The sequence below is a fragment of the Stutzerimonas stutzeri genome (assembly GCF_024448695.1).
Lineage (GTDB): Bacteria > Pseudomonadota > Gammaproteobacteria > Pseudomonadales > Pseudomonadaceae > Stutzerimonas > Stutzerimonas stutzeri_T.
Map to the genome: position 1 here is coordinate 63,504 of NZ_JAMOHY010000008.1, position 25,201 is coordinate 88,704.

The following is a 25,201-nucleotide window of genomic DNA, read 5'->3' on the forward strand; positions in this document are numbered from 1 at the left end:
GCGCTGGCGGTAAAAATCGAGGCCGAATTAAGACACTCTCGTTCACTATTGAGACTTTTACCGTCTTTGACGGTAAAAGTTTTCTCGGGAAAGCTTGTTTCATGCGGCTTTCCGGGCATCAGCAGGTCTCCAGCTCCCTGACGGTAAAAGCCGTCAGAAAACCGGAGGAAATCCTCGATGCTTACGGACACTGCACTGCGAAATCTGAAGCCTAAGTCCAAGATTTATAAGGTTTCTGACCGAGACGGGATGTACGTGACGGTATCGCCCAGCGGTACCGTCACGTTCCGCTACGACTACCGTCTCCACGGTCGCCGCGAAACGCTGACCCTCGGGCGTTATGGTCCTGGCGGTATTTCACTGGCGATGGCGCGCGAACTGCTTCTGGAAGCGCGGAAAACCGTTCTCAACGGCGTATCGCCCGCGCTTGAAAAGCAGCGCGAGAAGCGCCGGGTGGTCGACATCAAAACCTTCGGCACCGCGATGGAGGCGTGGCTGGCCAATGCCAGATTGGCCGACAGCACCCGCGCCATGCGCAAGCACATCATTGACCGCGACATCCTGCCGGTATTCCGCAATCGCCTGTTGACCGAGGTTCAAGCCGAAGACCTGCGGGCCTTGTGCAACAAGGTCAAGGAGCGTGGGGCACCCGCCACTGCGGTTCAGATTCGCGACATCGTGAAGCAGGTCTATATCTACGCCATCACCCACGGTGAGAAGGTAGAAAACCCTGCGGACAGCGTGAAGGCAGCTTCGATCGCCACGTTCGTGCCGAAAGACCGTGCCTTGTCGCCGCTGGAGATCCGGCTGATGGTTCAGCAGATGGAGTCGGTGGCAACCTATCCCACTATCAGGCTGGCCCTGCGCCTGATTCTGCTAACGTTGGTGCGCAAGAGCGAACTGATCCAGGCCACCTGGGATGAGGTCAACTTCGAGAGTGCCACCTGGACGATTCCTAAGCAGCGGATGAAGGGGCGTAATCCGCATGTGGTCTACTTGTCGAGCCAAGCGCTCGATATCTTCGTGACCCTGCATGCCTGCGCGGCGGGTTCCCGATTCGTCTTTCCGTCTCGTTACGATGCCGAGCGGTGTATGTCCAATGCGACCTTGAATCGGGTCACACAGCTCGTGGTACAGGCCGCGAAAACCAAAGGGCTGCCGCTGCACCCGTTCACCGTCCATGACCTGCGTCGTACCGGCTCGACGCTGCTGAACGAAATCGGCTTCAACCGCGACTGGATCGAGAAGTGCTTGGCGCACGAGGATGGGCGTTCGTCACGTTCGGTCTACAACAAGGCCGAGTACGCGGAGCAGCGGCGCCACATGCTGCAGGAGTGGGGCAACCTGGTCGATGCCTGGGGAGGCGGGCAGACTTACGTGCCCAGGCTGATGCCAAACAACGTGGTCGTGCCGGCGCTGAGCGCGCTGGCCTGAAGGATTGGCAAGGTTGTCATTTGACAACCTTGCCGGTCATCCCCATAATGGAGTTCACCGATGGCCCGTCCCTCGCACTCGAAGAAAGAGGTCGAAGAAGCGCTTAGGCATGCCGAAGGGCAGGGTTGGCGCGTGGAAGTTGGTGGCAGTCACGCCTGGGGGCGGATTTACTGTCCCTACAACGATGAGGAATGCCGCTGCGGCGAGTTCTGCATCACCAGCGTATGGAGCACGCCAAAGAATCCCAGCAACCATGCACGCGCCTTGCGGCGCGTCGTGGACAACTGCACCACGCACCGTCAGCAGCAGGATGCTGGCGACGGTGCAGAGGAGTAGGACGATGGAATACACCTTCACTCTGAAATACCAACTCGCCGACAATGAGCGTGACCCGGACGTACTGGTTGAACGACTTGGCGAAGCTGGTTGCGACGATGCCCTGGTCGGCATCGGCCTGCCTGGGCGGCTAGCGCTGGAGTTCACCCGCGAGGCCGAGAGCGCAGATGCGGCTGTGCGCAGCGCACTGGCCGATGTGCGTAATGCAGTGCCGTCGGCCAAGCTCATCGAGGTAGCCCCGGATCTGGTCGGCCTCACCGATGTGGCTGAAATGGTTGGGGTGTCGCGACAGAACATGCGCAAGCTGATGCTGGCCAATCCGGGAAGTTTCCCGGCACCGGTGCACGAGGGCAGTGCGTCGATCTGGCACCTGGCAGATGTGCTGGCCTGGTTGCAGGTCAGGGGTAGCTACTCGCTGGCCAAGGGTGTTCTGGAGGTGGCCCGAGTGGCCTTGCAGGTCAATCTGGTCAAGGAATTTCGGCGTCTACCACGATCAACTTCCAAGGAGCTGGAGGCTCTTGTTGGCTGAGGCCATTGTCGGCTCATTCCGGATCCGCACCCGCCCGAATCGGGCGAGTTTTCCGTAGGCGGACATCCGGGCCGCTGCCCCCCCTGTGAGGTGCCTGCTTGCGCTCCTCGATCCAGGCTTCGACCTCGGCTAAGTCCCACACCACGCAGCGCGAGGTCAGCTTGAAGCGCCGGGGGAACTCCCCACGGCGCTCCATCTCGTAGATGGTGGTCTCGGACAGGGGAATGATCTGTCTCAGCTCTTGTCTCCGAATGGTACGCCGGAAGGGCAGGGGGCTGCGCTTCGGGAACTGTGGCAGTGCTTCGTAGGCTTCCGTGCCGGGTATCGGAAGAGGCTGGCTGGTTTCGGCGATTGAAGCACTGGATGTAGGCGATACATATTCCATCTCAAACTCCAGGAGTCTGGTCACTTGGAAACACTGTGAGGTCCTGTGGCTATCGAGAGAACTTGCTGGAGCGTAGTGGGGCAAATCGGCATCGCGTCTATCACTCTTAGATGTAGTGAGCGCAATATTTATTCCCCGCGCCATGCCACGGGCAGTTCAGCATGAGCCGGCATCAGTTTCGATAGGGCTGCAGGACCAGGTCTCGATTGACGATCACACGAAGTGGCAGGCCGGGACGCTCGGTGAGCGTTGGCTTGATGTCCAGGTTGCGTCGGGTCATCTCCTGGCCGACCTGGTTCACCGTATCCTGCAGGCTGTCGCGCCCGGCAATGATGATCCGGTCACCCTCGCCACGCGTCGATGGTGCGGCCAGTTCGGTACCGATGCCCAGCAGGGTGGTCATGGCAGCGCCGGCGACGATGCGATCCCAGTGCCAGTCGACGCCATCTTCCAGGCCGGAGTATCCCGAGGCATCCGTGCCGACCAGGTCGTCCAACTGGAAGGAAGAGGTGTCTGGCAGGATGATCCGTTGCCATACCACCTGCACGCGTCGCTGCCCGTAACTGACCTGGCTGTCGTAGCGGCCCAGCAGGCGTGAACCCTGCGCGATCAGCAGATGCTCACCGGTGGCGCTGTCATAAACCGGCTCGGTCACCGTGGCGATTACGTCGCCGGGAAGATCGGATTTGATGCCGGTTACCAGAGCGGCCGCGATCACCGTGCCGGCCATGACCTGATAGGGCGATTCGGGCATTTGCACAAACCCGGAATTGCGGACTTCAGTATTTACGGATTTACCGGGAAACGCATCACGGTGGTCGTTACGCTCAGCCTTGGCGGACAGACGATCGGCCGTCATCGCACCGGGTCCTGCCTGGCCCACTGCGTTTCGCCCACCGCCAGTAGAGCGGAAGAAGACCGGTGACAGGGCTGCTTCCTCGGCTTCCTTCAATCTTGTCTGGTGTTCGAGTGCTGCGGGGTTGGATCCGGCGAGTGGATAGCCCGCCGCCTCGCCCTGGTGGTCACGCGGAAGAAGGGCAACGTCCGGCTCGCCGGGTGGCGCTGGAGGCGGCGCGTCCCGTATCGGGTCCGGAGGCAGTTGGCTGTAGTCCGAGGGCAGCTGACTCAGCCCCTCGGAGCGGGTGATGCGATCGACATTGTATAGCTCGTTGGGCTCGACACCCTGACGGCGTTGCTGCGGTTGCAGTGACCACAGCATCGCTCCCAGCACCACGGTGACAAGTCCGCCTGCGACCACTGCCAGTGTCCTAGGGTTCAGGCGGGTCACCGGCTGCGGTCGCGCACGCATCTCGAGGGACTCCGGCGCTACCTTTTGGGGCTGCGCTGGGCGCTCGCTGTCCGGAAGGGGCGCAGATGGGTTCATGTTCCTGGCCTGCGCGCCACGCCATCAGTGCGCTCGATTCGCACCACATCGCCCTTATCGGCACCCAGACGCAATTCGGCAGCGCCGAATAGACGATCGACTATGTAGTAGGGCGAGCGGAAACGGTAGTTGACCAGTTGGCCGTCACCTTCCGGTCCGACGACAAACAACGGCGGTAGCTCGCCCTGTGCAATCCCTGCCGGGAACTGAATGTAGACCTTGCGACCGTCGTCGAATGCCCGCAGCGGTTTCCAGGCGGGGCGACTGCCGATAATCGCGTAGCGAAAGCGCAACTGCTCCAGGCTCAATCCGGCATCAATCGGTGCAGCCGCCTCCGCCCTTGCTGCTCGCCGTTGCAGCGCCAGCATTCGATCGGCGGGATAGTCCCAGGACACCGAAGCCATCCAGGCGTGTTCGGTGGAACTCAGCTCGATCAGGTAGGTGCGGCGCGTGGTGGTGATCACCAGGTTGGTGTTGAGATCGACGCGCGTCGGTTTGATCAGCACGCTGGTACGTAGCTCATCGCCGTCGCCGCTGGAGGTGTCGCCGACGATCCAGCGCGCGGTATCGCCGGCCGCGACCGTGACCAGTTCCTCGCCGGCTTGCAGGTTGATGGCAGTCACCCGACCGGGGCTCGTATACACCTGGTACAGCGCTCCGTCAGAGTAGGGCCAGACCTGGATCGCATTGATATAGCCTTCAGGGTCGGGGCCAACCTGCGCCGCGTTATTCGCACGAGTCACGCGGGTGCGCGCGTCGGCAACCTCGGGGGCCTGTCTTGCAGGCGGTAGGGGCTTGAGTTGGGCCGGTAGGGCCAACGGTTGCGGCACGGTCACCACCTCGATGGGCTTGACCGCTTCGGGAAGGCGCTCGGCGCGTATGGGTTCGTCCAGGGCCACGACCGGTGGTGGAACGCTGCGACCGGAGCAGCCGGTGAGGACTGCGAGCAGGAGCGGGCAGGCGTACTGCCTGGCGAGGTGCTTGGAGTTCTTCAGGGTGTTCATGGGGGCTTGGCTCATTGTGAGGTGTCCAGTTCACGGCTCCACGACAGGCCGTTGACGTAGATGCCCAGCGGGTTGCTGCGCAGCTTCTCTTCGGTGCGTGGGGGCTGCAGCACGACCGAGAGAACGGCGGTCCACCGTTCAAGGCCGGCAGCCGCGCCGTTGACATAGCGACGCTCATCCCAGCGCATTTGGAATGAATCCTCGCTGGCCCGCACCACGCTGGTGACCTCGACGGTCACCGATTCCTTGCCGACCCGGGCAAAGGGATCGTTGCTGCGGGCGTATTCGTTAAGCGTGGCGGCACCCCGGTCAGTGGTGTACTGATAGGCCTGTAGCCAGTTTTGCCGAACCACGACCGGATCGATGGGCAAGGCCCGCACCTGGCCTATGAAGCGCGCCAGGTGGTGGGCGATCTGGGCGTCTGCGGGTTGGTACGCGCTGGCGGCTTCGCCCACCGTACGAACCTGTCCCGTGCTGTCGACCTCAACCACATAGGGCGTGACCAGCGACTGTGACGAGCGCCAGACCAGACCCGCTGCCATCAGCAGCGCCAGGCCCAGGCAACCAAAAGCCATCAGGCGCCAGTTTCTGGCCTGGACTCGACTGGCGCCCAGCCGCTCATCCCAGACCTGGGCGGCCGCCTGGTAGGGGGTGACGGGCTGGGGTGTGTCCGAATAGCGAACGCGGGCTCGCTTGAAGCGCATGTGCCTCTCCTTTACGTATCGGATGAGTCCTGAAGTCGCGGTCCTGTGGCGGAGCCGCTGCCATCGCCGCCACGTAGCGTATGGGCGAGGGTGGATGCCGCCTGGGCGACCCGCTGTCGGCGCTGCAGTTGCTTGGCCCACGCCGGTTGTGGTGAAGCCGACGGTCCGAGCGGCAGATCTGTAGCGGCAGCAGCGGATGAGCCAGTGCGCGCCAGGCCTGAAAGGCCGCCCTGTGCAGCACGCGCGATGCGCGGTGCCATGCGTGCCCCGGATATGGCGGCACCGCCGAGACCGGTGGTAATGGCCACGGCACCCGCCGCCACGCCCGCAGCCCCCAGTGCCGTACCGGCTGCTGCACCGGCGCCCAGTTGCGGCGCACCCGACACCAGGCCGGCGGCTATGCCCGGACCGAAGATGCCCAGCCCGAGCAGCGCCAGTGCCGCCAGCATCGTGGCCAGGGCATGGTCGATGGAGGGGTTCTCGGGCGCTGCGAGAAACTCGTCAAACAACCCGCTGCCGATTCCCACGATCACGGCGAGCACCAGGATCTTGATGCCGGAGGAGACGACGTTGCCGAGGACCTTCTCGGCCAGAAAGGCCGTTTTGTTCCAGAGCGCGAAGGGCACGAGAACGAAACCGGCGAGGGTCGTCAGCTTGAATTCGATGAGTGTGACGAACAGCTGGATCGAGAGGATGAAGAAGCTGATGAGGATCACCAGCCAGGCCAGGAACAGCACGACGATGCTGTCCAGGTTGCTCACCGTCTTGGTGATGCCGGTCAGGCTGGCAATATGGTCGAGCAGGGGGCGTCCTGCCTCGACGCCGATGGCGGCGAGTCGACCGGGCTGCAGAAATTGCTCAGGCGGCAGCGACGACCCCGAGGCCAGCAGCCCCAGGCCGGTGAAAGAGTTGAAAATGATTTCGGCCAGCCAGTTGAAGTGGCCAATGATGAAGGCGAACGCCCCTACGTAGAGCGTCTTTCTGAGCAGCTTGCCGATGACGTCGTCGCCCGCTGTGGCCCAGAGCAGGCCCGCCAGGGTCATGTCGATCACCACCAACGTGGCCGACAGGAAGGCGATCTCGGGCCCCAGCAGGCCGAAACCGGAGTCGATGTAGCGTGAGAAAACCGCCAGGAATCGGTCGATCACACCCACATCGTTCATCGCGGCGCCTCCTCGAAGCTCGCCGGGATCGCAGGCAGGCTTTGCAGCGTGAGGAATTCGCCTGGCAGCGCGGGGCCCGCAAAAAAGCGCTGCGCAACGGCGTCCGGCTGAGCCGGTTCGGGCGACGTCGGAGCCTGCGGCTGATCCGCTTCACAGCCGCCGAGCATCAGCGCGCCTGTCACCACGAGCACCCAGCGGATCGTGCGCCTCATGGCCCAAACAGCCGGACGGGGTGAGGCGTATACAGGGTGCCTGAACCCATGAAACGGCGGCGCTGCTCGCGCGCTTCATGTTCGTCGGCGACCTGCCGGGCATGATCGATTGCCACGGCCCGATTCTGCGTGAGCGCCATCTGCTGAGCCTGGATTGCCTGCTTGGCCTGCAGCGCCAGGAGCTGGTTGGTTGCCTGACTGGCCTGCAGCGCACCCACTGCCGACTGGCTCTGGGCGACCAGATCAGTCAGCACGGCCTGGTCCATGCTCAGGTTGTCGGCCACCTGTGCCTGCATGCGAAGCGCGGTGTGCAGGCCTTGGCGCTCCTGCCGCCAGCGCTCGATGCGCTGCTGGGCCAGATCCGCGCCGGTTGCCGACTGCCCGTACTGCTCTGGATACAGCTGTGCAAACGCCTGGTCGAGCTGGCTGAGCTCATAGGCCAACCCCTGGGCCTGGACGAGCAACTGCTCGCTTCGGGCGAGCGACAGCCTCAGCCGGTTGATCGCATTGAAATCGAGCGAGGCCAGGTGACGCGCTTGGTTCAGCAGCATCTGCGTTTCGTTCTGCAGCTGGCTGAGCTGGTTGTTGGTCATCTCCAGGGTGCGCAGGGCGGTCAGGGTGTTCTGGAGCAGGTTGGTCGGGTCGATCACGGTCATCGCGTCGGCGCGTCCGAGCAGCGCCAGCCCGGCGAGCAGCAGGGTACAGGTGTGTGGCGCACGCATGCGCCGGCTCATGTCGGCTCCACCTGTTGAGGGCAGTGACTGGCAAGCAGCTCGGCGGCCCAGTCGAGTCCACGGTGGCGCAGCCAGGCGTTGGCGAAGTCGAGGCTGGTGTGTTCCGCCAGCAACCGGTCGATCTGGTGTTGATCGGCGGGACCGGCAGCAGCGGCAAACGCCAGCGCAACGGGCCCCAGTTCCAGTTCGAACAGGCGATTGCCCTGGCGGGACTGGAAGTAGTAGTCGCGCTTGGGGGTCGCTCGCGCAACGATGTCGATCTGTCGGGCGTTGAGTCCGAAGGCGCGATAGAGGTCACGTACTTGCGGCTCGTGCGCCTGGGGATTGGGCAGCAGGATGCGGCTGGGGCAGCTTTCGATGACCGCGCTGGCGATGCTGGAGGCCTGGATGTCGGCCAGCGACTGGGTCGAGAAGATGACCGAGACGTTTTTCTTGCGCAGCGTCTTGAGCCACTGGCGGATGCGCGCTGCGAACAGCGGCTCGTCGAGAAACAGCCAGGCCTCATCGAGCATGAGCAATGTGGGCGCGCCATCGAAGCGCGCCTCGAACCGATGAAACAGGTAACTGAGCACGGCGGCCACGGCAGCCTTGCTGTGCATCAGCTCCTCCAGCTCGAAGCACTGCACATCCGCCGTGCCCAGGCGCTCCTCTTCGGCGTCCAGCAGCCGGCCGTGGGCGCCGCCCAGCACGTAGGGCTGCAACGCCTCGCGCAGGTGAGCATCCTGCAGCAGGACGGCGAAGCCGGTCAGGGTGCGTTGACCAATTGGCGCACCGGCGAGGCTGTGCAGCGCCGTCCAGATGGCCGTCTTCTGGTCCGGCCCCAGGTCGACGCCTTCCTGCTGCAGTCTGGCCTGGATCCATTCGCTGGCCCAGGTGCGCTGTCCTTCATGTTCGAGGTGCGCCAGGGGTTGGAAGGCGATATTGCCGTCCCGTCCCAGGTCGTAGTGGTCGCCGCCAAGCCCGAGGGTAGCGGCACGCAGGGAACGACCCATGTCGAAGATCAGCAGGCGGGCGCCGGCATAGCGTCGAAACTGCATGGCCAGGGTGGCCAGCAGGACGGACTTGCCCATCCCCGTCGGGCCTGCCACCAGCGTGTGGCCGACATCGCCGACGTGGGTGACCAGCCGAAAGGGGGTTGAGCCCTCGGTGCGAGTGACCATCAGGGGCGGGCCGTCGAGGTGGGCGTTGCGGACGGGACCGGCCCAGACCGCTGAGACCGGCATCAGATGAGCGAGGTTGAGGGTGGAGATGATGGGCTGGCGCACATTCGCATAGGCGTTGCCGGGAATGGACGACAGCCAGGCCTCCACCGCGTTCAGTTGCTCGGCGATGGTGACCAGTCCGCGCCCCTGGATGGCTTGCTCGATCAGCCGCAGCTTCTGGTCCGCTCGCTGCGGATCCTCGTCGAACACCGTGACCGTCGCGGTCATGTAGCCGTAGGCGGCCTCGTCGGCACCCAGTTCCTGCAGGGCCGCGTCGGCATCGGCGGCTTTGTTGGCAGCGTCGCTGTCGACCAGCGGACTTTCCTGCTGAAAGAGGGTCTCGCGCAGCAGGGCCAGCACACCCTTGCGCTTGGCGAACCACTGGCGACGCAGGCGTGTCAGCTCGGTGAGGGCTTCCTCCTTGTCCATGCAGATGAAACGGGTCGACCAGCGATAACCGATATTCAGGTGGTTCAGCTCATCGAGCACGCCCGGCCAGGTAGAAGTCGCAAAACCGCGAACCGACAGAACCCGCAAGTGCTGATCGCCCAACATCGGCGCGAGTCCCGTCGTCAATGCGCAGTCGGCCAGCAGGGCGTCCAGGTGAACGGGCACCTCCGGTACCGCCACGGCGTGACGATCAGTCGAAACGGTGCCGTGCAGATAGGTGAGGGTCTCGCTGTCATCGAGCCAGCCGGCCTCGGGGATGGTGCCCTGCAGAAGGTCCTGGAAGCGGTCGGTTTCGGTCACAAAAGCCGTGATCTGCTGACGCCAGTCCACACCGGTTCGAGGTTTGTCGGCATACAACAGGCTGGCGGCCCGCGCGTGAACCTCCTCGCGGGGCAGGTAGGTGAGGGTCAGGCGATAGCAACTCTCGAAATGACTGTCGGGCGATCCGAACGTGGCGCGCCGCTCTTCGTCGACCAGCCAGGACAGCGGATCGGGAAACCGGCTGGTGGGGTAATGCGCAGCGACCTGGCGATCGGCCTCGACGTGGAGCATCCAGCCGGAGCCGAGACGGCGCAGCGCGTTGTTCAGACGCGTCGTGGTGGCCACCAACTCGGCTTCGGTGGCGCTGTCGAGGTCCGGCCCGCGATAGCGAAGCGTCCTTTGGAACGCGCCATCCTTGTTGAGCACGACGCCAGGCGCAACGAGCGCGGCCCAGGGAAGCCAGTCGGCGAGGCGAGCCGGGCGGTCGCGGTATTCACGAAGATTGAGCATCGTGGGTCCTAGACGTCCAGGAGGGAGGGGTATTTGATATGGCGGGCAAAGACCTGCATGAACTGCGGGTCGAGGCGCGCCCCCCAGACGGCGAGTGCGTGACCGACCAGCCAGAGCGCCAGGCCTGGCAGCCATAGCTGCAGACCCAGACCGACTACGGCAGCAATGGTCCCGTTGACGATGGCCACGCTGCGCGGCGCACCGCCCAGCAGGATGGGCTCGCTGAGCGAGCGATGAAGCGGCAGCTCGAAGCCCTGCAGGGGCTGATCCGATGCATTCATGCGATCACCGCGCCCCCTGCAAAGCTGAAGAAACTGAGAAAGAAGGAGGAGGCGGCGAACGCGATCGAGAGCCCGAAGACGATCTGGATCAGCTTGCGGAAACCCCCTCCGGTGTCGCCGAAGGCGAGCGCAAGGCCCGTGGTAATGATGATGATCACCGCGACGATCTTGGCGACCGGACCCTGCACCGAGTCGAGAATTGACTGCAGCGGGCCCTCCCAGGGCATGCCTGATCCGGCAGCAAGGGCGGGCATGGCAATCATCAGCAACAGGGCGAGCATCACGCCTTGCCGTGGTGAGATTCGGCACCAGGCGCTGGACAGGTGTCGGTTCATGGCGTGGCTCCATGGATATCGATGAGGGTGGGGTTGGCAGGGCAGCCGACCGGCTGCAGCCGGTAGCCCTGGTCGTCGTAGCCGATGACCTGCGCGATTTGCTGTACGCGCCGTGCACGGCCACGACCGGCCAGAAACACGATGAGGTTCACCGTTTCGGCAATCAGCGACCGTGGCGCGGCAAGTGCGACCTCCAGGATAAGTTGCTCCAGTCGCAGCAGTGCGCCCTGGCAGGATCCGGCATGAAGCGTGGCGATGCCGCCCGGATGCCCGGTCCCCCAGGCCTTGATCAGGTCCAGCGCCTCTGCTCCACGGACTTCACCCACGACGATGCGGTCGGGGCGCAGGCGCAGGGTGCTGCGCACCAGGTCCGCCATGCTCACAACTCCGTCCTGTGTGCGCAGGCTGACCTGATCCTGCGCCGCGCATTGCAACTCGACGGTGTCTTCCAGCACGAGCACTCGGTCACCCGTTTCGGCGACAGCGGCCAGCAGGGCATTGGCCAGGGTGGTCTTGCCACTGCTGGTGCCTCCCGCGACAAGGATGTTCAGCCGCTTGCGCACGGCATCGCGCAGCAGGTCGACCTGTGCCGGTGTGAGGATGCCGTCGTTCGCGTACTGCTCCAGTGCAATGACGTGCCTGGCCCGCTTGCGCAGGGCGAAGGCCGGGGCCGGTGATGCCGGTGGCAGCACCCCCTCGAAGCGTTCGCCGGACTGCGGCAGTTCGGCGCTCAGCAGGGGGCGTGCCCGATGCACCTCGCTGTTCACGTGGGCGGCCACCAGGCGGATGATGCGTTCACCGTCGGTAGCGGCCAGGGCGCCAAGGGGCGAGCGTCCGCTCGATAGCCTGTCGACCCACAACCGACCGTCGGGGTTGAGCATGATCTCGAGCACGTCCGGGTCGTCCAGGGCATCGGCGATCAACGGGCCCATAGCGGTGCGCAACATCAGCACGCGCCGATCTGAAAGGATTGGCGCGGTCATTACGAGTCCTCGCGTTCGGCGAAGGCTTCAGGCCGCGACGGGTCGAGGACCGTATCGGCCTGTACCTCATCGAACAGGCGGCGGCCTTTCTGCAGGCGCCGCCCCACCTGTTCGATGAACTGTGAAAAACGCAGACGGCCCTGGGCCCTGGCCGCTTCCTGGTGCGCCTCCGGGATAGGCGAGCTGACCGTCAGGTAGTGGCGCACGTACAGCGCTACGGTCTCGATGAGGATGTTCTGGTCCCGCTCCAGCCGTTCGAACTGCCGTGACAACCGGTCCAGGCGCTTGGCCATCGCGGTGTCTCGCTGGTCGCCGGAGGCAGGTGACAGCCAGGCCGCCACTGCGGCCGCCACGAGGGAGGACTTGGAGACGCCTTTCTTGATGGCCAGCTCGTTCAGCCGCTTGGCGTGCTCGGGGTCGATGAACAGGTTCAGGCGTGCTCGGCTCATAGGATGATTCCGTCGTCAGGGTCAAGCGAGGCCATGCGCGCGGCATCGATCCGTTGCATGTCAGGCCGGGCGGAGGAAGGCGTGGTTTCATCGTCATCCAGCAGGTCGAAGTCGCTGGCTGCCAACGGTCCGGTTGACCACTCGCGGGCCGGCCCGCCGTCCTGGGTGACCGCGAGCGATTCGGGCTCGGACACGTCAGCGGTTGCGGCGAGGCCGGCCCAGTCATCGAGCCGGGGCGGCGGCGCGTCGAGGTAGCAGCCAGGCCGCAGCGATGGTGCTGGCAGCAGCCGCTGCGTGAAGTTGGCGTCTTCGTAGTAACGCAGCTTGAGCGCACGGATGGGCGGGTGGCCGGACAGCATCACAACCGACTGATCAACCGGCAGCTGCATGACTTCACCGGGGGTCAGCAGCGCACGGGCCGTTTCCTGGCGAGACACCATCAGATGCCCCAGCCAGGGCGCCAGACGGTGGCCGGCGTAGTTGCGCTGGGCCCGCAGTTCGGTGGCGGTGCCCAGGGTCTCCGAGATTCGCTTGGCGGTTCGTTCGTCGTTGGTGGCGAAGGTGATGCGCACGTGGCAGTTGTCCAGAATCGAATGGTTCTGGCCGTAGGCCTTGTCGATCTGGTTGAGCGACTGCGAAATGAGAAATGCGCGCAAGCCGTAGCCGGCCATGAAGGCCAATGCCGACTCGAAGAAGTCCAGTCGACCCAGCGCCGGAAACTCGTCGAGCATCAGCAGCAGCCTGTGCTTGCGTTCGATCCCGTCCGCACCGTCCAGCGATTCGGTCAGGCGCCGCCCGATCTGGTTCAGGATCAGGCGGATCAGGGGCTTGGTACGGCTGATGTCCGATGGCGGGACGACCAGGTACAGCGATACCGGATGGGGCGCCGAGATCAAGTCGGCAATGCGCCAGTCGCAGCGCGACGTCACCTGAGCGACGGTTGGATCGCGATACAGGCCCAGAAACGACATGGCGGTGGAGAGCACGCCGGACCGTTCGTTCTCGCTCTTGTTGAGCACCTCCCTCGCGGCTGACGCCACGACGGGGTGGGGTTCGTCACCGAGATGGGCCGTGGCCATCATCCGGTGCAGGGTCAACTCGAAGGTGCAGGTTGGGTCGGAGAGGAAGGTGGCCACGCCGCCGAGCGTCTTGTCACGACCGGCATAGAGCACATGCAGGATGGCACCGACCAGCAGGGCGTGGCTGGTCTTCTCCCAGTGATTGCGTCGTTCCAGCGCGCCCTCGGGGTCGACCAGGATATCGGCGATGTTCTGCACGTCGCGCACTTCGTGGACGCCGCGACGTACCTCCAGCAGCGGATTGTAGGCAGCCGACGCCGGATCGGTCGGGTTGAACAGCAGACAGTGCGAGAACCGCGATCGCCAGCCGGCCGTCAGGTTCCAGTTCTCACCCTTGATGTCATGGATGACCGCCGAGGCCGGCCAGGAGAGGAGGGTGGGGACCACCAGGCCGACGCCCTTGCCCGAACGCGTCGGAGCAAACGCCAGCACATGTTCGGGACCTGCATGACGCAGATAACGGTTCCCGAATCGACCGAGGAAAACGCCGTCAGCCGCACAAAGGCCGGCCTTGCGTACCGCTCGTGCGTCGGCCCAGCACGCCGACCCATAGGTGGTGACGGTTCCCGACTGGCGGGCGCGCCAGAGCGCCATGCCAATCGCGAACAGCACGGCCAGCCCACTGCCCGATGCCGCGATCAGACCTGCTGTATCGAAGACCCGAGGTGCGTAGGCACCATAAAGCAGCCACCACTCGAACACCTGCCAGGGCAAATAGACCGGCGTGCGGGACAGCTCGAACCAGTGGGCACCCAGGAAAGGCGGGTAGTCGAGCGCATGGGCCGCCCACTGGGTAGCACACCAGACAGCACCGCAAACGATGCCGACGACCACCGTCACCTGTCCGTACAGCACATTCGTCGCCTGTTTCACCGCAGCACCAACCCTCGTCAGCGCGGCACGCCAATGTGCCGCGAGCGAGAGGGTCGGTAATCAGCGAAAAGACATCAAAGACCGATTTGGCGGGGATTATGGCTTCTGCAGGCATAGGTGGAGCTTGAGGTGTCTGGGCCAGCTCCAGCTCGCTGCGGGGTAGGGCAATACGTGTGCTTAGGCAGCACAATAGGCCCTTAGGCACCCTTGTCAATAAGCTGCAAGGAGGGGATGGGCGGCATCGCGTTCCGACAAGTCAGTAGGCGCCTGGCCCTCCATTTTTTAGATAGCTGTATTAGCCCGCCTCGCGTAGCTCAGCCGTAATGCCGTTCATACACTCCAGCCCAACGCTACTGGAGAAGTTCTATGGACGCGGCAGTTTCTATCGAAATCAATAACGACACTGAAATCACCACCCCCTTTATCCGCGACTCGGATGTCGCGGATCTGGCCGACTGGGCGAAAGCTGTCACGACGCTCGCCGAGGCGTATGCAAAACCGATCAAACCGGCCATGGTTCCGGCGCGGATCATGGCGCGTGGTGATGGTTTCTGGCTGCGCAGCCTGTGTGCAGTATCTCCATCCGGGGAGTACATGGGCTGCAAGCTGATTTCCGCTTCACCCAAGATCAAGCGTGCCAGCTACCTCATCTCACTGTTTGATCAGCGCACCATGCAACTGGCGGCGTTGGTCGATGGCAACCGCATCACCGATATCCGCACCGCCGCGACCGCCGTGGTAGCAGCCAATGCCGCCGCGCCGAGCGGGGCGCTGCGGGTTGGCATCATCGGATCGGGCGCATTGGCCAATGGCATTCTGACTGCACTTCTGGCGGTGCGCGAAGTGTCGCTGGCCCGGGTGTACAGCCCAACCCCGGCGAGCCGCCACCGTTTTGCCGATAGCTTCAAGGCTTCCCATGCGCTGGTCATCGAGGCGGCTGAGAGCCCGCAAACGGCGCTCAAGGATGTGGATGTCATCGTTTGCGCTGCGCGTAGCCGAGACGAATCACCTGTGCTGTTGGGTGAGTGGTTGCAGCCCGGTGTGGTCGTCCTCTCGGTCGGCTCCACCTTGCCCGAACAGCGTGAAGTCGACGTCGCGGCCATGGAGCGCGCCGACGTCATCATCGCCGACATGCCTGAAGAAGTGCTGCATGAAACCGGTGATGCGCTGGAAGCCGTGCGCGAGGGAGTCGATTTGGCGGGCAAGACCGTCAGTCTGGGAGATGTGATTTCCGGTCAGGCACCCGCGCGCCGCTCCCCGACGGACATCGTTATCTACAAATCGGTCGGTACGGCTCTGCAGGACGTGGTGATCGCCGAAATGCTTCTGCGCGAAGCGCTGGCTAGCAACAAGTACGAACTGCTTCCTGCCGGCATCGTCACCATCGACCGCTGAAAACAATACAAGGAGAAAGAAAATGGCGAATTACAATCGCAAAGATGCCCGTGCTTGGGCCTGGGAATGCCTGGTGGGCTGCTCCGGCGTGACCATCCCCAGCTACAGCGCTGACCTCAAGCGCTTGAACGAGCAGGGCATCCGTCACGACATCCAGAAAGTCGCTGACCTGGGTTTCAAGTCGACCCTGCTGTGCACCGAAGTGAACATCACCCCGGAAGAGAACGCGCAGTTCACCGCCTGGGCCAAAGACACCACCGGCAATGACCTGAGCCTGTTCTTCCATGCTGGCTTCGGCACCCTGGCCGAGAATATCGAAGCCGTAAAACTGGCCGAAAAGGCCGGCGCCGATATCGTCCTGCTGTCCTATCCGTCGAACTTCTGGCCGACCAGTGAGAAGGAAATCTACGACTACACCAAGGCCTTCTGTGATGCCACGGACCTTGCCGTGATGCTCTTCGCTATTCCGCTGTGGGGCTTCGAACGCGTACATCCGCAGGGCATGTCGCCAGAGTTGATCCGTCGCCTGATCGACGAGTGCCCCAACATCGTGTCGCTCAAGGCCGAGCAGGGCTTCCCGCATATCGGCGGGCTGGTGGAGTCCTATCACCGCTTCAAGGACGACGTGATCATCAGCTGCCCGATCGAGAGCGACATCATCCCGCTGATGAAGTTCATGAATCTGCAGTTCTCGGGCACCAGTTACACCCAGTGGATGGGTGACCACTTCCCGAAAACCTTCAACTTGGCCCGCGAAGGCAGGTGGGAAGAAGCCATGGAGCTGTACTGGCAGGCGCAACCGGCGCGTGCCGCCGTGGGTGCCGCCACGGGTGCCTACATGGCCGGGTCCAACTTCATCAACCGCACCCACTGGAAGTACATGGACTGGCTGGCCGGTTTCAACGGCGGCCCACTGCGTGCGCCGACCTCACGCATCCCGGACCGCATGATGAAAACCCTGCGCCAGGGCCTGGTGGCATCGAAGCTTGAGTGCACCTCCGACGACGACCGCCAGTTCCTGATTGGCCGTTTCCCCTGCTGAGGATTGAATGATGTCAGTCGAGCTGCTGAAAGATCGTGGCCTGTGGCGCACCGGTGCCCTCATCGATGGCAAGTGGGTCACCGAAACGCCGCATGGCACATACAGCCTTAATAACCCGGCAACCGGCGCAGTGCTGGTCGAGTTGCCGATCTGCAAGGAAACGGAAACCGAGGCGGCCATTGAGGCTGCTGACCGGGCGTTTCGCGCCTGGAGCCAGACCACAGCCAAGCACCGCTACGAGGTGATCAACCGCTGGTACCAGTTGGTCATGGAGAACAAGGAAGACCTGGCCACGCTGATTACCTTGGAAGAAGGCAAGCCGCTGAGCGAAGCCCGTGGCGAAATCGATTACGCCGCATCCTTTCTGCAGTGGTTCGCAGAGGAAGCCAAGCGGGTACGCGGCGACGTGATTCCGGCGACTAAACCGGGCCAACGCATCCTTGCCCTCAAGCAGCCGATTGGCGTCTGCGCGGCGATCACTCCGTGGAATTTCCCTGCGGCGATGATCACTCGCAAAGCTGGCCCGGCACTGGCAGCCGGCTGTTCGATGGTGGTCAAACCGGCCAGCCAGACGCCGATGACCGCGTTGGCGCTGGGTGAACTGGCACTGCGTGCCGGGGTTCCGCCTGGACTCTTTTCGGTGATCACCGGCAACTCTACCCGAGCCACCGGCGGCGTACTGACCAGCCACAAGCTGGTGCGCAAGATCACCTTTACCGGCTCTACTGAAGTCGGTCGCATCCTGCTTGAACAGTCGGCCAGCACCATCAAGAAGTGCTCCATGGAGCTGGGTGGCAACGCGCCGCTGATCGTCTTCGAGGATGCCGATCTGGATGCTGCCGTTGAGGGCATTCTGGTGGCCAAGTTCCGCAACTCCGGGCAGTCCTGCATCGCTGCCAACCGCGTGCTGGTACACGACAGCATCTATGACGAACTGGCCGAGCGGCTGGTGGCGCGCACCGCCGAGCTGCGGGTGGGCAACGGTCTGGATGCGGCGACCCAGATCGGTCCGATGATCGATGAGGCGGCAGTGGCCAAGATCCAGGAGCACCTGAGCGACGCGGTTTCCCAGGGCGCGCGCGTGCTGGTCGGTGGTCGTCGCCACGAACTGGGTGGCGCCTTCTTCGAGCCGACGGTGGTTGCAGACGCTCATCTCGGCATGACCATCGCCCGCGAGGAAACCTTCGGTCCGGTGATGCCGCTGCTGCGTTTTCATGATGACGCCGAGGCCATCGCCATGGCCAACGACACCGACTTCGGCCTGGCCGCCTACCTGTTCAGCCGCGATGCGCAGCGTGTCTGGCGTACCGCCGAAGCGCTGGAGACCGGCATGGTCGGCGTCAATACCGGCTTGATCTCCAGCGAGGTCGCGCCATTCGGCGGGGTCAAGCAGAGCGGCCTGGGTCGCGAGGGTTCCCAGTACGGCATCGATGAGTATCTGGAAATCAAATACCTGTGTTGGGACGGCCTGCAGCCAAAGGATTGATAGACGGGAAACGGTGCAGCCAATCCCGACTGCATCTGATTGCTTTCACTAAAAACAACGACAAATGAGCAGAGGGAAAGCCATGTTTTGCTTGAAAAACAACAACAAGAACAGCCGCTACCATGTCGCGCTCGGTGCCGCCTTCCTGTCAACTTCGATGCTACCTACGGTAAGCCATGCGGACTTCAACTGGCAGGTGGTCGACGGTGTAAACGTCAACTGGAGCAATGCGATTCGCTACTCGGCCGCCGCCAGGGTCAGTGGCCGCGACAGCGATCTGACCGCCAATCCGAACCTGGACGACGGCAACCAGAATTTCAGCACCGGCCTGATCTCCAACCGCCTGGAGCTGTATTCGGAGCTGGACGTAGTCGCCAACAACGGTTTCGGTGGCCGGGTCAGCGCCCTCGGTTGGTATGACACTGTTTATAACCGTGACAATGACAACCCCGGCGGCACGGTCAACCACAACACCCGCGACTACGACGAATTCACCAAGGAAACCCGCAACCAGCACGGTCGCGATGCCGAGATCCGCGACGCCTTCCTGTTCGGCAGCGTGGAGGTCGCCGGCATGCCGCTGGGTGTGCGCCTGGGGCAGCACTCGCTGGTTTGGGGTGAAAGCCTGTTCTTCGCCAATAACGCCATCGCCGGTGCGCAGAGCCCGTTCGACATCACCCGTCTGCTCGATGACCCAACTTCCGAGGCCAAGGAATTCGTATTGCCGGTACCGCAGATCTCCGCAGAGCTGCAGATCAACCAGGACCTTTCGATCGGTGGTTATTACCAGTTCCGCCATCGTTACAACCGCATTCCGGCGGCGGGCAGCTTCTTCTCCTTCTCCGACGTGGTCGGCGAGGGTGCGGAGCGTCTGTGGCTGGTGCCTGGGCAGGTAGCCGCCGAGCGCGATTCCGACATGGACGCCCGCGACTCCGGCCAATTCGGTCTGCAGGTGCGCTGGCTGCTCGGCGAATACGATCTGGGCTTCTATGCGCTGCGTTTCCATGACAAGGACTTCCAGCAGGTGATGCGCCTGGGTCAGCCCTTCGGGCCTTTCGCGCCACCGGCACCGACCAACTACTACCTCGCTTATCACGAAGACACCACGCTCTATGGATTCAGCGTCAGCCGCAGCTTCGGCACGGTGAACCTGGCAATGGAAGCCTCGATCCGCAAGGATCAGTCCCTGGCCAGTACCCATGCCGCCGACGCCTCGGGCCTTGCGCCAGCAGGCGTGATCCCGCGCCCGGATAACAAGGACAACCCGGCTTACGCCGTAGGCGATACCGCGCACGTCAACGTCTCTAGCATCTGGAGCATGCCGCGTACACCGCTTTGGAACGAAGCAAACATGGTCACGGAAGTGGCCTGGACACGCCTGCTCAAATGCAAGCAGAGCTGCGACGCCATCGACGGCAACGTCACCCGTGATTCCTGGTCGATGCGCGCCGTGTTCGAGCCCACCTACCGCCAGCTGTTTGCCGGCTGGGATGTAGGCATACCGATGGGCGTTGGCTTCAGCCCCAATGGTTCGCGCAACATCCTCGGCTCCTCGGCGGTACCAGCAGAAGGCGGTGGTGATTTCTCCATCGGCCTGAGCGGGACCTACATGAGCGAATGGGAATTCAACCTGGCCTACGTCAACTTCTTCGGCCCGGGCGGCGAGTTTCTTGATGCCAACAACGAATACAGCTACCGCCAGGCACGCAAGGATCGCGACTTTGTTTCCTTCACCGTGCGGCACAGCTTCTGACAGCTCTACGACAACAAGAAAATGGAGGAGACTTTCATGAAAAAACTACTTGTCCTCGGCGCGAGCCTGGCGCTTTTGGCCAGCACGGTGGCCAGCGTGCAGGCGGCGGTGAGTCCCGAGCAGGCACAAAAACTCAAGAGCGAACTGACCCCCTTCGGTGCCGAAAAGGCCGGTAATGCCGATGGCTCCATCCCGGCCTGGAATGGCGGCATGGCCGGCAGCATTGACTCGGGCATCCGTATTGCCGATCCGTTCAAGGGTGAAAAGCCGCTGTTCTCCATCACCGCGCAGAACATGGCGCAGTACGCGGAGCAGCTGACCGAAGGCACCCAGGCGATGTTGAAGAAGTACCCGGACAGCTTCCGTGTCGATGTTTTCGAAACCCACCGTACCGCCGCAGCGCCGCAGTGGGTCTACGACAACACCTTTGCGAACGCCACCCGCGGCACTCTGGAGAAGGGCGTGCCGCAGAACGTCTACGGCGGCATTCCTTATGCGATCCCGCAGAGTGGCGAAGAGGTGATGTGGAACCACGTGTTGCGCTGGCGCGGTACGGCTTTCGAGCATCACAACAACTGGTACCAGTTCCTGGCTGACGGTCGTGCCGTACTGGTGACCGATGCTGTGCTCCACGAGCAGCTGCCCTACTACTATCAAGACAGCACCATTGAGGACTTCTACCAGCAGGGCAAACCCTTCTGGCAGCTGGTGATCCGTAATGTCGGCCCGCCACTGCGCGCAGGTGAGGCGTTGCTGGCCCATGAGTATCTGGACTCCGACAAGCTGCAGACCTGGGTCTACCTTAAGGGTCAGCGTCGCGTGCGCAAGCTGCCGAACGGCTGCTGTGATACGCCGACGCCTGCCGCCGCCGGGGTGATGACCTTCGATGAGATGTACACCTGGACCGGGCGCATGGACCGCTTCGACTGGAAGACGCTTGGCAAGAAGGAAATGTACATTCCTTACAACACCAACGGCCTGACGCAGACGCCAAAGGATGAAGACGTGCTGGGCAAGGGGCATCTCAACCCCGATCACGTGCGCTGGGAGAAACATCGCGTATGGGTGGTCGAGGCCAGCGTGCGTGATGGCCAGCGCCACCAGGCAGCCCGCAGCCGCTACTACTGCGACGAGGATACCTGGATCTGCGTGCTGGCTGATCGCTGGGACGGCAATGGTGAGCTGTGGCGCAGCATGTGGTCGATGACCAGTGTGGTACCGGAACTGCCGGCCACAGTGATTACCAGCTTTGGCTACTACGATCTTCTATCAGGCACCGGCTTTGTAGCGCAGTTGCCTAATACCAAGCCGCTGCAATATGACGTCAAGGAAAAGCCAGACGACAACCAGTTCACGCCAGCTGGGCTGGCAGGCCGCAGCATTCGCTGATGCTGCAGCACTGATCCACCGCAATACCGCGAAGGGGCCGAAAGGCCCCTTTGTCGTTTCCGCCGGGTATCTTTGTGGATGCTGATGTTGCGGTTCAGCAGCGCTCGAGTCCTTCATTTTATAGATATCTGAAATAGGCCATGGCGCGTAGCTGGTGCTGTTGGCAGTTCATACACTCAGGTCCAGACCAGTCGGAAAACCCTCCGGGAACGGCTGAAACCAAGAATAAAAAATCCAGAGGCACGTCCATGAACTGGAACCTGAAGTCACTGCGCTTTGGTGTATTGAGTGCGGCCCTGGCAGGCCTTGCAGCCGAGGCTGCACCACAAGCCCTTGCTGGCACGGTAGTAGAAGCGCTGCGGCGCCCCGCACTGGCTGTCGAGCACGCGGAAAATTCCGTGCTGCTCGGCGTGGCCATCAGTGAGAACCGGCGTCTGGTAGCAGTCGGCGAGCGTGGCCTGGTGGTGCTCTCCGACGATGCCGGCGAAAGCTGGCGCCAGGTCCCGGTGCCGGTCAGCGTAAGCCTCACCGCTGTGCGTTTCGCCGGCTCGCATGGAGTCGCGGTAGGCCATGGCGGTGTGGTGCTGATCAGCGCCGATGGTGGTGAAAGCTGGTCGCTGAGCCTCAATGGCCGACGCGCCGCCGAGCTGGTGATGCTCAACGCTAAGGCCGGCAAAAATCCCGAGCTTCTCGAATATGCGCAGCTGATGCTGGAGGAAGGCCCGGACAAGCCTTTCCTTGACGTTGCGCTGCATGAAGATGGCCGTATTCTCGCAGTCGGCGCCTATGGCCTGGCGCTGGTTTCCAGTGATTTTGGCAAGACCTGGACCTCTTGGATGGACCGCTTGGACAACCCCGAAGGCCTGCATCTTTACTCGGTGAGCCAGCGTGGGCCGGTCATCGTCATCGCTGGGGAACGGGGTCTGCTGCTGCGTTCCGAAGACCGTGGCGAACATTTCTCGGCTATCGAAACACCCTATGCCGGCAGCTTCTTCACCACGGAACTGCTGTCCCGGGACGAAATGATCGTCGCCGGCCTTAAGGGCAGCCTGTTGCACAGTCGTAACGGCGGGCAGAGCTGGACGCAGGTTGAGAACCACGTGCAGGCCTCCTTTACCGCCTCTTCACTGGCTGCGGACGGCACGTTGTATCTGGCCGATCAGGCGGGACGGGTCATGATCTGGGCGCGCGGTGGGTTGGCGCAGACCAACAGCAAACCACAGCCTGCTCTCAATGCGGTACTGCCCATCAATGATCAGAAGGTCGTGTTGCTGAGTACGCGTGGCGTTTCTACGTTGCGTCTCTCCGAGCATGCGGAGGTAAGCCTGAAATGAAGCTGGAAAATCCCGAAAAATCGCAGAGAGCGCCGGCTGATTTCGATCCACGTTCCGGTTCGGTGGTCGAGCGCAGCATTTTCAACAACCGTCTGGTGGTTGCGCTGCTGTGCGCCGCGCTGACGGTGTTCTTCGCCAGCCAGCTGTCGCGTCTGGAGCTGTCGGCCAGCTTCGAGAAGATGATTCCGCAGAACCATCCCTACATCCAGAACTACGCCAAGCACCAGAATGACCTGGTCGGCCTGGGCAATGCGGTACGGATCGTGCTCGCCAGCCCGACAGGCAGTATCTATGACGCGCAGTACATGGAGGCGCTGCGTGAGCTGAGTGATGAGATCTTCCTGCTGCCGGGCGTCAACCGCATGCAGATGAAGTCCCTGTGGACGCCGACCACGCGCTGGGCCGGCGTGACCGAGGACGGCCTGGAAGGCGGTCCGGTGATTCCGGATGGTTTTGACGGCTCGTCGGCCAGCCTGCAGCAGCTGTCCGCCAACGTCATGCGCTCCGGCGAGATCGGCCGCAGCGTAGCGACCGATCTATCCTCCAGCATGGTCTTCGTGCCGCTACTGTCCACCGATGCCGACGGAAAACCGCTGGATTACGCGGTGCTGGCCGAGGCGCTGGAGCAACTGCGAGGCAAATACGAAGCGCGTGGCTATGACATGCACATCACCGGCTTCGCCAAGCTGGTAGGCGATCTGATCGAGGGCGTGCGTGCAGTGCTGGTGTTCTTTGCTATCACAGTGGGCCTTAGTGCTGTGGTGCTTTTCTGGTACACGCGCTGCTGGCGCTCCACGGCAGCGGTGGTGAGCTCATCGCTGGTGGCAGTGGTCTGGCAGCTGGGTATGCTGCCGACCTTGGGCTATGCGCTGGACCCGTATTCGATCCTGGTGCCGTTTCTGGTCTTCGCTATCGGCATGAGCCACGGCTCGCAGAAGATGAACGGCATCCTGCAGGACGTTGGTCGCGGATCGAGCAGGCAACTTGCTGCACGCCTGACCTTCCGCCGTCTGTTCGGCGCCGGTCTGGCAGCGTTGGTGATCGATGCGGTGGGCTTCGGCGTGCTGCTGGTATTCGACATCCAAGCCATCCGCGAACTGTCGTTGGCGGCCTCCATCGGTGTGGCGGTGCTGATCTTCACCAACCTGATCCTGCTACCGGTGATCCTCAGCTATATCGGCGTGGGCCAGAAAGCGGCACAGCGCAGCCTGCGCGCCGAGAAGGGTGAGCAGGCCGGTGAGGCCAAGCACCTGCTGTGGCGCTGCCTGGACCGCTTCACCCAGCGCAAGTGGGCGATCGGGGCCATTGCCGGTGCCAGTGTGCTGGCGCTGGCGGGCATCGCGGTTTCCACCCATCTGCAGGTAGGCGACCTTGATCCGGGCGCGCCGGAGCTGCGTCAGGACAGCCGCTACAACCTCGACATGGCTTATCTGAACGCTCACTACGGTGCCGCCAGTGATGTCATGGCGATCATGGTGAAGACGCCTGCCGGTTACTGCTCGGCGTACTCGACGCTGAAGAAGGTTGATGCCCTGGAGTGGGAGCTGCGCCAGCTGCCCGGCGTGGAGAGCACCAACACCCTGGCGCTGCTCAACCGCCGCATGACTGCCGCGATGAACGAGGGCAACCCCAAGTGGTACGACTTCGTGCCCAACCAGTCGATGCTCAACGCGATAACCGCCGGTGCGCCGCGCGGCCTGTATGACGACAGCTGTTCGCTGCTGACCCTCTATGTCTACCTGGCCGACCACAAGGCCGCGACACTGACCCGCGTGGTCGAGCATGTCGAGGCCTTTGCTGCCGAAAACAACACTGACGACGTGCAGTTCCTGCTGGCGGCCGGCAGCGCCGGGATCGAGGCCGCGACCAATATCGTGGTCAGCGATGCCTGGATGAAGATGAATATTCTGGTCTACACCATGGTTGCGCTGCTGGCGTTGGTCACCTTCCGCTCTTGGCGCGCGGTGATCGTGGCGATCCTGCCGCTGATGCTGACCTCGATCCTGGCCGAGGCGCTGATGGTCGCACTGGGCATGGGCGTCAAGGTGGCCACGCTGCCGGTGATCGCGCTCGGCGTGGGTATCGGCGTGGACTACGCGCTGTACATCATGTCGGTGATGCTGGTGCATCTGAAGTCAGGTGAGTCGCTCTCCAAAGCCTATTACCGCTCGCTGACCTTCACCGGCAAGGTGGTGATGCTGACCGGCGTGACCCTGTCCCTGGGTGTGGCCACCTGGATCTTCAGCCCGATCAAGTTCCAGGCCGACATGGGTGTGCTGCTGGCGTTCATGTTCCTCTGGAACATGCTCGGCGCGATGATTCTGGTTCCCGCTCTGGCGCACTTCCTGCTCAAGCCCTGCAAGGTCGCGCAGCAAGCCGCCGAGCAAACCGTGGAGAAGGGCGGCAGTGTCCCCGCCCCGCTACAAGCGACCAAGGAAATGCAGAACCTCCAGGCCGCTCAATGACTGTTGATAAAAATAAATAGAAGGAATGT

Annotated in this window: 23 protein-coding genes; 10 read left to right on the forward strand and 13 right to left on the reverse strand. The window is 63.0% G+C overall.

All coding sequences use genetic code 11. The annotated features are described in order from the left end of the window. Positions 1-177: 177 nt before the first annotated feature. The 3 genes from NAV32_RS08980 to NAV32_RS08990 are packed head-to-tail and all read left to right on the forward strand — an operon-like array spanning position 178 to position 2,299. Positions 178-1,434: a tyrosine-type recombinase/integrase gene (locus NAV32_RS08980; protein ID WP_003298125.1), complete on the forward strand. Its 1,257-nt coding sequence runs from the start codon at positions 178-180 to the stop codon at positions 1,432-1,434. A 60-nt stretch (positions 1,435-1,494) separates the two neighbouring features. After that, the gene (locus tag NAV32_RS08985; protein ID WP_003298124.1) at positions 1,495-1,770 is read left to right on the forward strand and encodes a hypothetical protein; all 276 of its coding nucleotides are present in this window, start codon (positions 1,495-1,497) and stop codon (positions 1,768-1,770) included. A 4-nt stretch (positions 1,771-1,774) separates the two neighbouring features. Next, a complete protein-coding gene (locus NAV32_RS08990; protein WP_003298123.1) occupies positions 1,775-2,299 on the forward strand; it encodes a helix-turn-helix transcriptional regulator in 525 nt (174 codons plus the stop codon). Between the two features lie 13 nt (positions 2,300-2,312). On the opposite strand, the gene NAV32_RS08995 is transcribed toward NAV32_RS08990, so the two are convergent. From NAV32_RS08995 to NAV32_RS09055, 13 genes are all read right to left on the reverse strand, one after another. Then, the gene (locus NAV32_RS08995; RefSeq protein WP_003298121.1) at positions 2,313-2,684 is read right to left on the reverse strand and encodes a helix-turn-helix transcriptional regulator; all 372 of its coding nucleotides are present in this window, start codon (positions 2,682-2,684) and stop codon (positions 2,313-2,315) included. A 172-nt stretch (positions 2,685-2,856) separates the two neighbouring features. After that, positions 2,857-4,068 (reverse strand): TrbI/VirB10 family protein, encoded by a 1,212-nt coding sequence (locus tag NAV32_RS09000; RefSeq protein WP_036998431.1) that lies wholly within the window; start codon positions 4,066-4,068, stop codon positions 2,857-2,859. Next, complete coding sequence (trbG, locus tag NAV32_RS09005; RefSeq protein WP_256052509.1) at positions 4,065-5,072, reverse strand: P-type conjugative transfer protein TrbG; 1,008 nt, start codon at positions 5,070-5,072, stop codon at positions 4,065-4,067. The genes NAV32_RS09000 and trbG overlap by 4 nt, the downstream gene beginning before the upstream one ends. Before the next feature lie 11 nt (positions 5,073-5,083). After that, complete coding sequence (trbF, locus tag NAV32_RS09010) at positions 5,084-5,776, reverse strand: conjugal transfer protein TrbF (protein ID WP_256052457.1); 693 nt, start codon at positions 5,774-5,776, stop codon at positions 5,084-5,086. Positions 5,777-5,787: 11 nt separating this feature from the next. Continuing rightward, complete coding sequence (gene trbL, locus NAV32_RS09015; protein ID WP_256052458.1) at positions 5,788-6,939, reverse strand: P-type conjugative transfer protein TrbL; 1,152 nt, start codon at positions 6,937-6,939, stop codon at positions 5,788-5,790. After that, on the reverse strand, positions 6,936-7,151 hold the full coding sequence (locus NAV32_RS09020; RefSeq protein WP_003298115.1) for a hypothetical protein: 216 nt from the start codon (positions 7,149-7,151) through the stop codon (positions 6,936-6,938). Before NAV32_RS09020 ends, trbL begins: the two co-directional genes overlap by 4 nt. Continuing rightward, positions 7,148-7,885, reverse strand: a complete 738-nt coding sequence (gene trbJ / locus NAV32_RS09025) for a P-type conjugative transfer protein TrbJ (RefSeq protein WP_152419917.1) — start codon at positions 7,883-7,885, stop codon at positions 7,148-7,150. The genes NAV32_RS09020 and trbJ overlap by 4 nt, the downstream gene beginning before the upstream one ends. Continuing rightward, positions 7,882-10,308 (reverse strand): conjugal transfer protein TrbE, encoded by a 2,427-nt coding sequence (trbE, locus tag NAV32_RS09030; RefSeq protein ID WP_256052459.1) that lies wholly within the window; start codon positions 10,306-10,308, stop codon positions 7,882-7,884. The genes trbJ and trbE overlap by 4 nt, the downstream gene beginning before the upstream one ends. A gap of 8 nt (positions 10,309-10,316) precedes the next feature. After that, entirely contained in the window at positions 10,317-10,589 is a 273-nt protein-coding gene (locus NAV32_RS09035) for a VirB3 family type IV secretion system protein (RefSeq protein WP_003298112.1), read from the reverse strand. Next, complete coding sequence (locus NAV32_RS09040) at positions 10,586-10,924, reverse strand: TrbC/VirB2 family protein (RefSeq protein WP_256052460.1); 339 nt, start codon at positions 10,922-10,924, stop codon at positions 10,586-10,588. Before NAV32_RS09040 ends, NAV32_RS09035 begins: the two co-directional genes overlap by 4 nt. Continuing rightward, positions 10,921-11,871 carry a P-type conjugative transfer ATPase TrbB gene (gene trbB, locus NAV32_RS09045; RefSeq protein ID WP_256052510.1) on the reverse strand — a complete coding sequence of 317 codons (951 nt, stop codon included), beginning with the start codon at positions 11,869-11,871 and terminating at the stop codon, positions 10,921-10,923. The genes NAV32_RS09040 and trbB overlap by 4 nt, the downstream gene beginning before the upstream one ends. A 35-nt stretch (positions 11,872-11,906) precedes the next feature. Then, positions 11,907-12,356 (reverse strand): CopG family transcriptional regulator, encoded by a 450-nt coding sequence (locus tag NAV32_RS09050; RefSeq protein ID WP_256052461.1) that lies wholly within the window; start codon positions 12,354-12,356, stop codon positions 11,907-11,909. Further along, a complete protein-coding gene (locus NAV32_RS09055) occupies positions 12,353-14,308 on the reverse strand; it encodes a conjugal transfer protein TraG (protein ID WP_256052462.1) in 1,956 nt (651 codons plus the stop codon). Before NAV32_RS09055 ends, NAV32_RS09050 begins: the two co-directional genes overlap by 4 nt. Positions 14,309-14,674: 366 nt before the next feature. Here NAV32_RS09055 and NAV32_RS09060 point away from each other — a divergent pair, with 366 nt between their 5' ends. The 7 genes from NAV32_RS09060 (at position 14,675) to NAV32_RS09090 (ending at position 25,172) form a co-directional block, all read left to right on the forward strand. Next, entirely contained in the window at positions 14,675-15,703 is a 1,029-nt protein-coding gene (locus NAV32_RS09060; protein WP_256052463.1) for an ornithine cyclodeaminase family protein, read from the forward strand. A gap of 22 nt (positions 15,704-15,725) precedes the next feature. Beyond that, the gene (locus NAV32_RS09065; RefSeq protein WP_256052464.1) at positions 15,726-16,745 is read left to right on the forward strand and encodes a dihydrodipicolinate synthase family protein; all 1,020 of its coding nucleotides are present in this window, start codon (positions 15,726-15,728) and stop codon (positions 16,743-16,745) included. 10 nt (positions 16,746-16,755) lie between these two features. Next, complete coding sequence (locus tag NAV32_RS09070; RefSeq protein WP_256052465.1) at positions 16,756-18,231, forward strand: NAD-dependent succinate-semialdehyde dehydrogenase; 1,476 nt, start codon at positions 16,756-16,758, stop codon at positions 18,229-18,231. A gap of 82 nt (positions 18,232-18,313) precedes the next feature. Next, a complete protein-coding gene (locus tag NAV32_RS09075; RefSeq protein WP_256052466.1) occupies positions 18,314-19,984 on the forward strand; it encodes a DUF1302 domain-containing protein in 1,671 nt (556 codons plus the stop codon). Between the two features lie 36 nt (positions 19,985-20,020). Beyond that, a complete protein-coding gene (locus NAV32_RS09080) occupies positions 20,021-21,373 on the forward strand; it encodes a DUF1329 domain-containing protein (RefSeq protein ID WP_256052467.1) in 1,353 nt (450 codons plus the stop codon). A gap of 248 nt (positions 21,374-21,621) precedes the next feature. After that, positions 21,622-22,707, forward strand: coding sequence for a WD40/YVTN/BNR-like repeat-containing protein (locus tag NAV32_RS09085; protein WP_256052468.1), 1,086 nt, complete (start codon positions 21,622-21,624; stop codon positions 22,705-22,707). Then, positions 22,704-25,172 (forward strand): efflux RND transporter permease subunit, encoded by a 2,469-nt coding sequence (locus NAV32_RS09090; protein ID WP_256052469.1) that lies wholly within the window; start codon positions 22,704-22,706, stop codon positions 25,170-25,172. The genes NAV32_RS09085 and NAV32_RS09090 overlap by 4 nt, the downstream gene beginning before the upstream one ends. Positions 25,173-25,201: the final 29 nt, after the last annotated feature.